Source organism: Rhodovulum sp. ES.010 (genome assembly GCF_900142935.1).
GTDB lineage: Bacteria > Pseudomonadota > Alphaproteobacteria > Rhodobacterales > Rhodobacteraceae > Rhodovulum.
In genome coordinates this window covers 2,169,703-2,183,301 of sequence record NZ_FSRS01000001.1, presented here as the reverse complement: position 1 = coordinate 2,183,301, position 13,599 = coordinate 2,169,703, and the positions used below count along the sequence as shown (strand labels likewise).

General features: G+C 67.6%; 12 protein-coding genes and 1 pseudogene. 2 read left to right on the top strand and 11 right to left on the bottom strand.

Features of this window, described 5'->3' with window-relative positions:
• Window positions 1-605 precede the first annotated feature (605 nt).
• From BUR28_RS10650 to BUR28_RS10640, 6 genes and pseudogenes are all read right to left on the bottom strand, one after another.
• Entirely contained in the window at window positions 606-818 is a 213-nt protein-coding gene (locus tag BUR28_RS10650) for a hypothetical protein (RefSeq protein ID WP_074220102.1), read from the bottom strand.
• Between the two features lie 214 nt (window positions 819-1,032).
• Entirely contained in the window at window positions 1,033-1,503 is a 471-nt protein-coding gene (locus BUR28_RS10645; RefSeq protein ID WP_074220101.1) for a tryptophan-rich sensory protein TspO, read from the bottom strand.
• Between the two features lie 122 nt (window positions 1,504-1,625).
• Window positions 1,626-1,836: pseudogene (locus tag BUR28_RS20800) on the bottom strand (hypothetical protein); the annotation flags it as partial.
• Window positions 1,785-2,102 (bottom strand): hypothetical protein, encoded by a 318-nt coding sequence (locus BUR28_RS19485; protein ID WP_139307555.1) that lies wholly within the window; start codon window positions 2,100-2,102, stop codon window positions 1,785-1,787. The gene BUR28_RS19485 and the pseudogene BUR28_RS20800, both read right to left, overlap by 52 nt.
• Window positions 2,102-2,596, bottom strand: coding sequence for a hypothetical protein (locus BUR28_RS19480; protein WP_175566934.1), 495 nt, complete (start codon window positions 2,594-2,596; stop codon window positions 2,102-2,104). Before BUR28_RS19480 ends, BUR28_RS19485 begins: the two co-directional genes overlap by 1 nt.
• Window positions 2,593-3,279, bottom strand: a complete 687-nt coding sequence (locus BUR28_RS10640; RefSeq protein WP_074220100.1) for a GntR family transcriptional regulator — start codon at window positions 3,277-3,279, stop codon at window positions 2,593-2,595. The genes BUR28_RS19480 and BUR28_RS10640 overlap by 4 nt, the downstream gene beginning before the upstream one ends.
• Window positions 3,280-3,408: 129 nt before the next feature.
• Between BUR28_RS10640 and BUR28_RS10635 the strand changes: the two genes are divergently transcribed.
• Window positions 3,409-4,107 carry an aspartate/glutamate racemase family protein gene (locus tag BUR28_RS10635; RefSeq protein ID WP_074220099.1) on the top strand — a complete coding sequence of 233 codons (699 nt, stop codon included), beginning with the start codon at window positions 3,409-3,411 and terminating at the stop codon, window positions 4,105-4,107.
• Between the two features lie 25 nt (window positions 4,108-4,132).
• A complete protein-coding gene (locus BUR28_RS10630; protein WP_074220098.1) occupies window positions 4,133-5,509 on the top strand; it encodes an NCS1 family transporter in 1,377 nt (458 codons plus the stop codon).
• A 466-nt stretch (window positions 5,510-5,975) separates the two neighbouring features.
• Here the strand turns inward: BUR28_RS10630 and BUR28_RS10625 are convergent, their stop codons facing one another.
• From BUR28_RS10625 to BUR28_RS10605, 5 genes are all read right to left on the bottom strand, one after another.
• Window positions 5,976-6,710: a hypothetical protein gene (locus BUR28_RS10625; protein WP_074220097.1), complete on the bottom strand. Its 735-nt coding sequence runs from the start codon at window positions 6,708-6,710 to the stop codon at window positions 5,976-5,978.
• A gap of 348 nt (window positions 6,711-7,058) precedes the next feature.
• Complete coding sequence (locus BUR28_RS10620; protein WP_074220096.1) at window positions 7,059-8,264, bottom strand: methyl acetate hydrolase AcmB; 1,206 nt, start codon at window positions 8,262-8,264, stop codon at window positions 7,059-7,061.
• Between the two features lie 103 nt (window positions 8,265-8,367).
• Window positions 8,368-9,438, bottom strand: a complete 1,071-nt coding sequence (locus BUR28_RS10615) for a 2,3-butanediol dehydrogenase (protein ID WP_305793696.1) — start codon at window positions 9,436-9,438, stop codon at window positions 8,368-8,370.
• Between the two features lie 63 nt (window positions 9,439-9,501).
• The gene (locus BUR28_RS10610; RefSeq protein ID WP_074220095.1) at window positions 9,502-11,301 is read right to left on the bottom strand and encodes an NAD(P)/FAD-dependent oxidoreductase; all 1,800 of its coding nucleotides are present in this window, start codon (window positions 11,299-11,301) and stop codon (window positions 9,502-9,504) included.
• 151 nt (window positions 11,302-11,452) lie between these two features.
• Window positions 11,453-13,231: a sigma-54-dependent Fis family transcriptional regulator gene (locus BUR28_RS10605; protein ID WP_074220094.1), complete on the bottom strand. Its 1,779-nt coding sequence runs from the start codon at window positions 13,229-13,231 to the stop codon at window positions 11,453-11,455.
• Window positions 13,232-13,599 lie beyond the last annotated feature (368 nt).

Below are 13,599 nucleotides of genomic sequence, written 5' to 3'. Positions count from 1 at the left end.
AAGGATCGCAAGGGCAGTTGAACGAAGCGTCAGTTCTTCCAGTCGAGGATCAGACCAGAGTTCCCGTCGTCGCGATGAGCTTGCGCGTCATGCACTGTATCTCCCGACAAGAAAGGCTGAGCACCGAGAGATCAGTCGTTGCTGGCGGCCAAGGGCTCAAAGCCGCCTCGCGGCATCGCGGAGAAGGCACAGAGTCGAGGCGATCTGGATGTCTGCTTCTGACTGTGTACCCGGGCAACTCGCACGTGCGGAGAAAGTCCGCTTCCCGCCCCTACCTCTTCTCGTCGAGCACGCCCAGTTCCTCCCACATCCACCCGAAATCGTAGTCGGCCATGGGCGTGCCTTCGGCCTTCGCGCTGCGGTTCTCGATGAGCTTCAGCCATTCCACCACCTTCTTGCGCCCCGCGGCGCTCCGGACGGCCTGGCGGGGGGGGGCTTGTCGCCTAGGGCGGGGATCGGCTGGTCGAGCGTGTCGCGGTAGTGGCGGTCGAAATGCTCCTGCAAGATTTGGCGTGCGATCTCGGGCGGGATCTCGTCCGCGTCCTCCGGTGACCGGCCTCGGACATCGCGATCGCGCATCGCCTGGTCGACGGTTCGGATTGTCGTCAGCGGCGGGACAGGAAATCCTCGAAGGCACACCCCCAAAGGGTCCAGGGTGCGTGCTCGCCGAAGATGTCAGCCAGATCCTCGAAGTCCAGGTCGAACTCTTCCAGCGCCGGCAGGAAATGCTCGTCCACCACCCCGGCCAGCCGCTCGCTCCAGTCCTCCTCGCGATGCGCAAATGCGATGATCCCGCCGAGATCGTGCCCCTGTTTCACCGGCTCCCTCCCTCGCGGTTCCGCTGCAGATCCTGCATAGAAGCCCCCGCTGCTTCGGGCAAGCCTGCGATTGCCCAGCTCGGACAGGGGTCGAGTTCCGCGCGTCCGCCATCCCCGCGAACACGGACATCGTCGCGCTGACTATCACGATGCAAAGCCATGCAGTCTTTTCATCGCCCCCCTGAGACATCACGTGCCTTGCGCTGTCGACGCCTCACGAGGTTGCGGAGTCGCGATCACGATTGCGCAGCCAGACCGAGACGTTGAGCGCCAGCGCGAAGGTTCCCCAGGCGAGGTAGGGCACCATCATGACGGCCGCGAGGATGTCGTGGGCCCAGAACGCCACGGTGGTCGCGAGGACAGCCACCCAGAGCAATGCGATGACGACCACCCCGCCCAGCATCCGGTGCAGGCCGAAGAACACCGCGGACCAGAGCGTGTTGATGGTGATCTGCAGCGACCACAGCCCCAGCGCCAGATCGTTGTCGGGATAGATGGCCACCCGGGCGGCCGCGAGCGACATCAGCGTGTAGAGAACGGCCCAGATCAGCGGGAAAAGCCGGTTCGGCGGCGTCCAGGCGGGCTTGTCGAGGTCGCGATACCAGTCTCCGGGCTTGAAGAGGACGCCCGCCGCCGCCGGAACGGCGCAAGTCGCGAGGAAGAGGGGAAACAGGGTCAGATCCATGGGGCCACCGCCGCTTTCAAGGTCGCCCCTCCGGTAGAGACCGGACGCGGCCGGTGCAACTCCGTTTGCGCCCTGACGGCCCGCCTCCGTGTGCACCGTCCCGTTGCAGGAAGGCCTAGGATCAACGCATCGGCGTCTGACGGCGTTCTCTGGCAGATCGCCTGGTTGAGGGCATCGAGCACGAAGCCCGTGGTCATCGAGGTGGAGACGCCCCAGCCCACGGAGAGCCATTTGTGCGCCATTGGTTCGAGCACAATGGCGAGCGCGGGCGAAGACGTCGATCACGAAGGCGACGTAGACCCTCCCCTGCCAGGTCGAGACATGGGTGAAATCGTCGTCCATTGGGCTTGAACCAATGGCGCCTTCAATGGCTCACTCCGGTCCCGCTCTGCGCTGGTCAGGCCGGGGCGCTCGCCGGTATCGCGTTCGGCGCGCTGGCACCAGACGCGCAGACTGTCCGGCGAGCAGCCGAGCTTCGGCGCAATCGCCCGATAGGCCGCGTTGTCGCTGGCATATTCAGCGCGGTGTTCCTTGAAAAGCCGGACGCCGCGCTCACACAGCTCGGCCGGGTAGGACGGGGTGTAGGGTCTCTTGCTCATCACGGGTATCCTTCGAGCCTTTTGCTCTCCGGTAAACCCGGGGCCGTTCTGTCGCGGATCTTGGCCAGTCCTTCGGCGGTGGCATCCGCGCGCCTCGACCGTGCCTTTGCAGACACCCGGTTGGCCTTGCGCGCGGCTTTCTCGATTTTCGGAGCATTCGCCGGTCCGCTTCGGGGTCTTGGCGTCGGCTTTCGAATGGTTCCGTGCGTCGCCACGGCGTGCAACTGTTTTTCGGAAAGCTGCGACATTCGACGTCCTCCGCGGGAAACGTCGACGATGTGCTCTGCCGAAGCATCGCCCGTCGCTGCGGCATCGCCACCATCCGTCGCGTAGACGACCTTGCCGCATTCGCGTTTGCAGCATCCCGGGCGAAAGGGCGGATTTCGGGCATTCGCGGTGCCTTGCACCCGGTTTTGCCACGCAGACGGGAACCGCCGTTCGGACTTCTTCGCGAGTGGCATCTTTCCTGAACGGGAAGACCTGACGGCTTTCATTCGTCCGCGGCGCGCGTGCCCAGCAATGAGGACAGCGCCCCTGTGGGCGGTCGATTGCCGTCGAAGTCGATGCCCTGCTCGATGTGGCGCAGGTGCTGGTCCATCTCGCTGAGCGCGCGGGCCTCGTCGCGGGCGGCGATGGCCTCGACGATCCGCTCGTGTTCGTCCTCGGCGCAGAGCGTCCGCGCCTGTGTGCCGTAAAGCCCGATGATGAGCGAAGAGCGCATCGTCAGGTCCTGCGCATAGCGTTCCAGCACCGCGTTCCGGCCCATCCGCGCCAGCAGGTCGTGAAAGCCCCGCGACAGGCGAATCGCCGCGGGCCGGTCGCGATGGCCCTTGGCCTGCGCCTCCTCGGCCAGATGGGCGCGCAGCGCGGCGATGTCGGCCTCGGTCGCATGGCGCACCACGTTGCGGCAGATGGTGGATTCGATGGCCCGGCGGGCCTGGAACACGTCTTGGGCATCCTGCGCCGTGGGCGTCGCCACCGAGGCCCCGCGATTGGGGACATGCTCGACCACCTGGTAGGCCGTGAGCGTCGCCAGCGCCCGGCGCACCTGCGTGCGATTGCAGGAAAAATGGTCGCTCAACGCCTGTTCGCCCAGCCGGGTGCCGGCGGGCAGCCGCTGGTCGGCGATGGCGTCGAGGATGTGCTCGACGATCTGGGTCTCCTTCGCACGCTCCATGGAAATCTGTCTACGCCACGGCCCGGCGCTGCGACAACAGGATTTGCCGCAAGAATGACGTCCGGAAATTGAAGCTATAAATTGTTCACAATTTTTGCTACCGTTGTTGAAATCGGAAAGGAGCATCCCATGCGACTGGTCGTGATCAACCCCAACTCCACCGCCTCGATGACCGAGAAGATCGTCGCCTCGGCGCGCGCCGTGGTCGCGGACGGCGTCGAGGTCGAGGGCCGCACGGCCGCCGGCGCGCCGCCCTCGATCCAGGGCCACCATGACGAGGTGATGTGCGCCGCCCACCTGCTGCGCGAGGTGCGCGCGGCCGAGGCGGGCGCGGCCGACGCCATCGTGGTGGCCTGTTTCGACGACCCCGCCATCGGCGCCTGCCGCGAGATCGCCACCGGCCCGGTGCTGGGCATCTGCGAGGCGGGGATGAAGGCCGCCAGCATGATCGCCACCTCGTTCTCGGTGGTCACCACGCTGCCGCGCGCGGTGCCCATCGTCGAGGAGATGGCGCGCAAATACGGCCTCGGGCACCAGTGCCGCCGGGTGCGCGCGGCCGATATTCCCGTTCTGGCCCTGGAGGAACCGGGCTCGAATGCGCGCAACCTCGTCCGCGAAGAAATCCGCCGCGCCGTCGCCGAGGACCGCTGCGAGGCGGTGGTGCTGGGCTGCGCCGGCATGTCGGACCTGGCCGCTTGGCTGACCGAGGAGACCGGCGTGCCGGTGATCGACGGCGTCACCGCGGCCACGAAATTCGCCGAGGCGCTGGTCGGCGCGGGGCTGAAGACCAGCAAGATCGGCGCCTATGCGCCGCCCACCACCCACTGACAACGACAAGACCAGGGAGGACACCATGACGCTGACCCAGACCGCTGCGGCGGCGCCCGACGGCGCCAGCCACGTCCCCGAGATCATCGACCGCAAGGGCCTGGGCGAGGAATCGCTCGCCCCCCAGGAAACCCGGATCATGGGGTCCTGGTCCTACCTCTTCGCCTGGCTCGGCGGCTGCGTGTCGATCGGCACCTTCACCGTGGGTTCGGGCCTGGTGGGCACGCTGAACCTGTTGCAGACCTTCCTGGCCATCGCCATCGGCTGCATGGTGATCGGCGTCGCGCTGATGATCAACGGGCAGGCCGGGCACAAGTACGGCATCCCCTTCATGGTACAGGCGCGGTCGGCCTTCGGTTTCGCCGGCGCGCGGCTGCCGGCGCTGGTGCGCTCGGTGCCCGCGATCGTCTGGTTCGGCTTCCAGAGCTGGATCGGCGCGGGCGCGCTGAACCTCGTGTCGGAGACGCTGTTCGGCTATTCCAACCTCTGGGCCTTCTTCGTCGGCTTCCAGTTCCTGCAGATCCTGCTCTCGGTGCTGGGCTTCCGCGGCATCAAGTGGCTGGAGAACATCGGGTCCGTGTTCATCATCGGCTCGCTCGTCTACATGTTCTTCAGCGTCATCAACAAGTATGGCGACGCCATCGCGACCAACCTCGTCAATGTCGAGGGCACCTGGGGCGCACCGTTCTGGGGCGCGACGATGCTGTTTCTCGGCATCTATTCCACGATGATGCTGAATGTGTCCGACTACTCGCGCGAGCTGCGCCACGGCGTCGGCCCGGTCCGGCAGGTGGCGATCTACGCCAACTCGATCCTGCCCGCGACGCTGTTCATGGGGCTGATCGGGCTGATGGTGTCGGGCGCGACCGGCCAGGTCGATCCGATCAAGGTGTTCTCCAGCGCCGTCGACAACAAGTTCCTGCTGGTCACGACGCTTCTCTTCATCGCCTTCGCGCAGGTCACGACGAACGTGCTGAACAACGTGATCCCGCCCGCCTACGCGCTGATGGACGTGTTCAAGCTGAGCTTCAAGACCTCCGCCGTGCTGGTCGGCCTCCTGGCCTTCGCGACCTTCCCCTGGGAACTGGTGAAGGACGAATCCGCCGCCGGGCTCAACCTGTTCATCCAGACCTACAGCGCGTTCCTGGGCCCGATCTTCGCGATCCTCGTGGTCGACTATTACGTGCTGCGGCGCCGGACGCTGGACCTCGACAAGCTCTATGACGAGACCGGCCCCTATGCCGGGGTGAACCCCGCCGCGCTGATCGCCACGGTGATCGGGGTGGTCTCGGCGCTGACCTTCTCGGGGGTGTCCTGGTATGCGAGCCTGATCCCCGCGGGCCTCTCCTACTATCTTCTGATGCGGTGGTTGCCATCCGCACGCCGTTTCGCCGAGGGCTGAAGGCATTGTTCCGAACCGAGCGACGGGCCCCAAAGCGGGCCCGTCATCGCTTCGCGGATCGACAAGCCGCGCGCCCGGAGCCGCGCCGATCGCCCGGCATCATCTTCCAGGCCGCCTTCTCCTGCGTCACGATGTCCTGGCGTTCGTGACAGCGGCGTTCCTGAACCCTCGGTGCAGGCCGGCTTTCGCCGCCGGGTCGCGGGAAACGCAGCCTCGCGCAAGGGGCCGTCCCCACGAGGGCAATGGTCGAAATCCGCGCTTCACTGCCGCGGCGGCAGCGCCAAGCAGGTAAAACAACGCGACGCGAACGCCTTGGCCGTGGCTCACGGTCGCGCATCGCGCGTTTCTGCGGTTTGGCGGAATGCGACCTCGCCGGCCAATCGGTCAGCAGATGGCACCTGCAGACCGACATGCCGTCTTCTCCCGCGGCTTGGCCATACAGAACCCAAGCCGCGCGGTTCGGCCCCTACGAGGGGAGGGACGGGGTGCCGCGCCGCCTGAAACCTCCAACGATCAATCCAAGCCCAATCGCACTGCCCAGCAATCCCAGCGATGCGGGGCCGGGAACCGGTGCGATGGCGATGCTGTCGGTGGGGTAGAACCTGCGGGTATCGGCCTGCCCGACGCCCGTATCGATGAGCCGCACGAAGGTATAGAGCCCGATCGTGTCTCCGGTCGTCAGCGCGAAATCGTTGGGGTCGCCGGAGTCGAGCGGCTTGACCACCTCGAACACCGTGGAGAGCAGCGTTTCGTCAATCGCCGCCGTCCCGTTCACCACCCCGCCGACAAGGGGATCGGGCACGCCGCAAGGCCCGGGCACCGGGCAGACGGCGGGATCGCTCGTCCGCACGGAATCGCGATAGCCGACCGTCGTGTTCACCACCACCGCGTCGTCGCCGTCGCTGGTCGTCGCGTCGCCGTCCACGTCGAATTCGAAATTCACGTCGGGCAGGTCATAGGTGCCCGCGATCTCGACGCCCAGATACAGGTTCACCCGGTCGTTCATCGCCCACAGGGTGGCCGCCGCGGTGCCGCCGCCGGGCGTGTTCACCAGGAAGTTCACCGACCCGGCCGGGTTCCACTCGCCGGGGGCGATCACCCCGTCCACGCTGGCCGTGCCGAAGCCCGACAACGTCGCCCCCATCGCCGAGGTCGCGGCCAGCGACATCGCCCCGAAGATGGCCTGACCAAGTCTCCGCATATCACCCCCTCCTCTCGAAATGCAGATGGACAACCGCCTTGCAGGGTTTCCCGTCGCGTTCACCGATGCATTGACAAGGATCAACGCCGGGGGGGCGCGCACCAAGGGGGCGAGGTCGAACAAGACGACACGGCGCCAGCCGAAGCAGGGCGCGCGTCACGGTGCGGCAGACGCAGTCGACCAGATCGAGGGGCGGCCGAGACGGTCATCCGCGCAGCCCCGGGGCGCCGGGCGCAACAGCCTTCGTCGAAAGCCTGTTGCGCCCCGCCGGGTTCGACCGGACGGCACCCGACGTCGGCACGCCGCGCCGCCGTCTTTTTCAGGTTTCCCGGCGGCGGGCGTGATGCCTCACGCCGCGCGCGACTTGTGAAGGGTCCGGTAGAACGCCGTCTCGAAGTCGAGATATCCGCCGAAGGAGACCGGGTCGCCGAAGGGCAGGATCTGGGTCGCCCAGAAGCCCCCGAATCCGTTCTCGCGGTCGATCCAGTAGAACAGGTTGGCCAGCCCCGCCCAGCCGATGGCGCCGGCGGGCCGCCCGGTCGGGGCCTTCTCGTCATTGACCATGAAGGTGTAGGACCAGCCCTTCTCCAGCCCCGGAAAGAACTCGGCGTCGTTCGACAGCGACGGGATCACGCCCGGCAGCATCACCACCTTCTGGTGCGGCTGGAGCCCGTTCCGAACCGCCTGTTCGACGGTTTCGGGTTTCAGCACGCGGCCGTTCGGCCCCATCCCGTCGTTCAGCCACATGCGGATGAACTTCATGTATTCGCCGACCGAGGCGTAAAGCCCGTGCCCGGCCATATCGACCTCGGGGTCGTCGGGCAGGGCGAAGTCCATCGGCGTCAGCGAGCCGTCGGCGCCGCGGGCGTGGATGCTGGCCGTCCGCGCCTTCATGTCGTCGCTGCGGGTGAAGGCCATGTCGGTGATGCCGAGCGGCGCGAAGACACGCTCGGCCAGTACCTCTGACAGGCGCTTGCCCCGGATCGCCTCGACCACCTGTCCGGCCCAGTCGATATTGCTGCCGTATTCCCATTTCTCGCCCGGATCGAACAGCAGCGGCGTGGTCAGGGCGGCCTTCGTGCCGGTGACGACCGAGGGCTGGCCATGCGCCTCTGCCATCTTCAGGTAGTTCTCGTTGAAGAAGTCGTAGCCGAAGCCGGCCGTGTGCAGCATCAGCTGGCGCGTGGTGATGTCGGATTTCGGCGCCCGCAGCTTCGGGTTGCCGGCGTCGTCGAAACCGTCCAGCACCCGAAGCTCGCCGATCTCGGGCGCGTAGTCCCTGGCGGGCGCGTCCAGATCCAGGAGCCCTTCCTCCACGCATTGCATCACCGCCGTGCCGCCGACCGCCTTGGTGGTCGAGAAGATCGCGAAGACGGTGTCGGTGGTCATCGGGGCCCCGGTGCCCAGATCGCGGACGCCCGTCGCACCCTCGTAGACGTTGGCCTCGCGGTCGGTGACCAACGCCACCACGCCGGGCACGCGCGCCGCCGTGTCGCCCGTGGTCACGCCGTCCAGTACGGCATCGAAGGCCGCGCTCCAGTCCCTTGTGTTCATGCTATCCTCTCTTGATCGCTCGTCATGCCCCGGCAGGGCCATGGGGCATCGCATCCCGAAGCTGCCCCAGGTGCGGGGGGCGCCGCAAGGCGCGCCGCCCGTTTCAGCCCGGCGGCGTCACCATGATCTTGATCTGCGACTTGTCGTTCAGCAGTTTCTCGAACCCCTTTTCGGCCACGTCGTCCAGGGCGATCCGGTCGGTCACGAGATCCTCGGCCCTGAAATACCCCTTCTGCATCAGGGCCATGACCGCAGGATAGACATGGCGATACGCGATGATGCCGCGCATCGTGCGCTCCTTGATCACCAGCGTGTTGGGCTGGAAGGACGCGTTGCTCTCCCAGATGCTGACGATGACGGCCTCGCCGCCCGGATGGGTCGCATCGATGCTCTGCGCCAGCACCGAGGGGACGCCGGTGACCTCGAAGGCGACGTCGACCCCGCCCGCCGAGGCGTCATGGATCGACTCGACGACATCGCCATCGGCCGGGTTGTGGACGGTCGCGCCGAGGTCCTCGGCCTTCTGGCGGCGGACATCCGAGACCTCGACCGCATGGATGCTGGCGGCACCGGCAGCCTTGAGCGCCTCGATCACCATCAGCCCGATCGGACCGGCGCCGAAGACGGCGGCGCTGTCGCCGGCCTTCAGGCTGCTCTGACGCACCGCGTGAAGGGCAACGGCGGCCGGCTCCACCAATGCGCCCTGTTCCCATGACAGGTCGTCCGGCATCGGGTGCAGCATGTGTTCGCCCACCACGGTGAACTGGGAAAACCCGCCGCCGCCGCCCGACAGGCCGTGGAACCCCAGAAGCGGGCTGAGGTTGTAGCGTTCCATCAGATAGGCGCCGTCGCGGTTGGGCGACAGGATCGGTTCGATGGCCACCCGGTCGCCGGGCTTGACGCGGGTCACCTTGTCGCCGACCGCGACGACCTCGCCGGCGAATTCGTGCCCCATGACGATCGGCGCCCGGTCCCCGCTGATCGGGTGCGGCGTATCCACCGGGATGAAGATCGGGCCGGCCGCGTATTCGTGCAGGTCGCTGCCGCAGATGCCGCAGGCGGCGACCTTGACGCGCACGGCATGCGGATCGGTGATGTCGGGAACCGGAACGTCCTCCACGCGAAGATCGCGCGCCTTGTGCCAGACGGCCGCGCGCATGGTCTTGTCGTTCATGTCTTTCTCCTTTTCCGTGGGTTGGCCGGGATCGGTGCGAGGCCGATCCCGGCCGCGCGCGCGTCATCCGAGGTGGTGGACCTCCTGGAGACCGTAGACGGAAACCGGGAGGTTCTCCATCCGGGCCTTCAGTTGCAGCGCGAGGAACTGCGAGTAGTGGCGCGACTGGTGCAGGTTGCCGCCGTGGAACCACAGCCCTTCCTGCTGCGTGGGCTTCCACATGTTGCGCTGCTCGCCCTCCCAGGGGCCGGGATCCTTCGGCGTGTCGGAGCCGAGCCCCCAGCACTTGCCGACCTTGTCGGCCACGTCCTGGCCGATCAGGTCCGCCGCCCAGCCGTTCATCGAGCCATAGCCCGTGGCATAGACGATCAGATCGGCCTCCAGCCTGGTGCCGTCATCGAGGATCAGCCCGTCCTCCACGATCTCGGACACCTGGCCGTGGGCCAGCTTGACCTCGCCGTCGATGATCAGCTGGCTCGCGCCGATATCGATGTAGTAGCCCGAGCCGCGGCGCAGGTACTTCATGAATAGACCCGAGCCGTCGGCGCCCCAGTCGAGCCAGAACCCGGCCTTTTCCAGCCCGTCGTAGAACGCCTTGTCGCGCTCCTTCATCTGTTCGTAGAGCGGGATCTGGAACTCGTGCATGATCCGGTAGGGCAGCGAGGCGAAGATCAGGTCGGCCTTTTCGGTGGTCATGCCGTTCTGCACCGCCTCTTCGGAATAAAGCCCGCCCAGGCCGATATCCATCAGGGTGTCCGAGCGCACGATATGCGTGCTCGACCGCTGTACCATGGTCACGTCGGCGTCGTGTTCCCACAGGGCCGCGGCGATGTCATGGGCCGAGTTGTTGGACCCGACGATCACGCATTTCTTGCCCTTGTAGGCGTCAGGGCCGGGGTGCTGCGAGGAATGGTGCTGGTCGCCCCGGAATTTCTCCATGCCGGGAAACTCGGGCACGTTCGGCTTGCCCGACATGCCGGTGGCCAGCACCAGTTGCTTCGGCTTCAGCACGACCTCTTCGCCGTCGCGGTCCACCTTGACTGTCCACGCCCCCGCGGCCTCGTCGTAGCTGGCCTCCTTGCAGGTGGTGCGGGTCCAGTAGTTCAACTCCATCACCTTGGTATACATCTCCAGCCAGTCGCCGATCTTGTCCTTGGGGCTGAAGACGGGCCAGGTCTCCGGGAACTTGATGTAGGGCAGGTGGTCGTACCAGACCGGGTCGTGCAGGCAGAGCGACTTGTAGCGGTTGCGCCAGCTGTCGCCGGGGCGGTCGTTCTTCTCGACGATGATCGTCGGCACGCCCAGTTGCCGCAGCCGCGCGCCCAACGCGATTCCGCCCTGCCCGCCGCCGACGATCAGGACATAGGGCTGCGTCTCGTAGCCCAGCTCGCGCTCCTCGGCCTCGCGCTCCTCCTTCCAGGTGGTGCGGTTCTTCCCGGCGCCGTGCTTGGCGCCCAGCGGCCGGGCGAATCCCTTGGGCTCCTCATGGCCCTTGAGTTCCACCATCGTCGTCAGCAGGGTCCAGATCCTGCCGTCCTTCAGCCGGATCAGCCCGTAGCCGCGCGCAAGATCGGTCTCGAAGACGATCCAGGCGGTGGTGACGCCGTCCTCCTCGGTGGGGATCTCGTGCTCGGCCAGGCCCCAGTTGCGCGGCTTCGTCGTGGCAAGCTGGTGCTCCAGCATGTCGCGCACCTGCTCCTTGCCCTCCACCGTCTTGATGTTCCAGGTGAACGTGACGAGATCGCGCCAGTAGCAGTCCTCGGAGAACATCTCGACCGCGCGGTCGAGATCGCCCTGTTCCAGCGCGTCGCCGAACGCCGAGAGCGCCTCCCGCGTGGTATCGGCTATGGTCGTGTCGAGCATGCGTTTCCTCCCTTTCGCGATGTCTCGCCGGACAGGCTGTCGCAAAAGGCGTCACAAACGCCAGAGAAATTGCGGCAGAGTGCCGCACTTCCTGGTGAACGCCCTCGGCGCCGTTGCGCGCGCAACGCCGCGCAACGCCCGCCCGCAACGCTCAGGCGGGAGGCACCAGCCCGCTTTTCCGGACCCGGCGCATCACGGTCGAGCGGTTCACGCCCAGCCGCCGCGCGACGCGCGCCATGTTCCAGTCGCAGGCCGCGAGCAGCGTCTCCAGGTCGTCGGACGGATCGGGCTCCGCCGCTTGGGCGCAGGCCGGCGGCGGCAGGTCGGCGGTGTCGATGACGGGCCCCTCGGCCAGCGCCACCGCGACGTCGAGCGCGTTTTCCAGCTCGCGGATGTTGCCGGGCCAGGCCCGCGCCTTGAGTTCCGCGCGCGCGGCCGGGGAAAGCTGCCGGTCGCCCGCCTTGCGCCGGGTCAGCAGCCGGTCCAGCAGCCAGTCGAAATCCTGCCGGTGGCGCAGCGGCGGCACGGCGAGCGTGAGCCCGGCCAGCCGGAAGAACAGGTCGCGGCGGAACCGGCCCTCCCGGCAGGCTTCGGCCAGGTCGCCCCGGCTGGCCGAGATCGCCCGCAGCCGCGGCGCCCGCGACAGGACCGACAGCAGCGCCGCCTGCGCCCCGGGGCCCAGGTCCTCGGGGCCGTCGAGGAACAGCGTCGCGGGCGCGTCGCCGAGGTCGCCGAGCGCGGCCTCCACCCCGGCGGACCCCAGGCCCGCGCAGACGACGTGCCGGAACGGGCGTTCGCCGGGGCCGCAGACATGGAGCGCACGCGCCAGCCGTTCCTTGCCGGTCCCGGTCTCGCCGGCGATGACCAGCGGAATGCCGGTGCGGGCCAGCCGCGCGGCCTCGGCCAGCAGGCGCTGCAGCGCCGGGTCGGGGCCGGCAAAGCTCGACAACGCGCCGGGCAGGTCATTGGCGTGCCGGCGCGCGAGGCCGTGCGCGGTCTGCGGCGCGATCGCATGGCCGAAGAGCCCGCGCCCGTCCTTCAGCCGCAGCACCCGGTCCTCGGCCGGGCGGCCGCGCATCAGGTCGGGCAGATCGTCGACCGACAGGTCCATCAGCGCGTCGATCCGCTGCCCGATCAACGGCCGGTCGCCCCCGGCCGCGCCCAGCAGGCTGCGCGCCGCGCCGGTCAGCCCGATGATCCGGCCCGAGCCGTCCAGCGCCACGGCCGCCTCCGGGTCGACCTCCAGGAACTCGGGGCTGGCGGAAAACCGCAGCACCCAGTCGCGCCGCGTCATCGCCATGAGGTTGGCCATCTCGACGCGCCGGGCCGAGGCGCGCACCAGATTCATCGCGAGGTTCTGGCTGGCCTTCGGCGTGGGTGAGCGCAAGAGCGAGATGTCGAGCACCGCGGCCAGCGATCCGCCCGTGTCGTAGATCGGTGCGGCGGTGCAGGACAGCGGCGTGTGCGCCAGCCCGAAATGGTCGGACTGGTGGATGGTGACAGCCTCTCCGGTGACGATGCACGACCCCACGCCGCAGGTGCCCGCAAGGTCCTCCGACCAGTCCGAGCCGAGATACAGCCCCGCGTCGCGCAAGTCGTCCTCGAAGCGGGGATCGCCGAAGAAGTCGACCGTCACGCCCTTGGAATCCGCCAGCAGCAGGACGTAGTTCTGCCCGGCCACCTGCCGGAACAGCGCCTGCAGGCCGGATCGCGCAATGGCGATGAGCCGCTCGGCCTGCTCGCGATGCTCGCGCAGTTGGGCCTCGGTCACGATATGGGCCGCCTCGACGCGGGTTGGATCCATGCCATAGGATTCGACGCAGCGCCGCCAGGAGGCGGCGACCACGTCGTCCCGTCCCGTCGCGATGCCCTTCAGCACGCGGTCGATTTCCGTCACGTGGTCGATGTCGCGCACGACGTCCTCCCTCATCGACCTCGTGCGAGGGTAGGACCACACCGCGCCCCCGATCAAGCCCGGCCGTGGAGATTGAGCCGCGCCGCCGCGCGATGTCCGGTCTGGCCGCAGCAGGAAATCTCCGAAGCCTGCGTGTCGTTGCACGGCCCTCGCCGCGGCCCTCAGCGCGTTCGATCCCGCATTTTGCCCGGTGAAACCCGGCCAAGGGCATCACGACATGGGCGCCCGGCACAGGCGGCACGTGCTCAGCTCTCCGTACAAGAGCCTGTGTGGTTAGAGCCGCCTCGACGTGGCCGTCGCCGACCGCCGCGCGGATGCGGACGGCAAGACGGCCCCATCGAACAGGCTGGACCGCGAAGCAAACGTCTCGATGGTCGAGACGC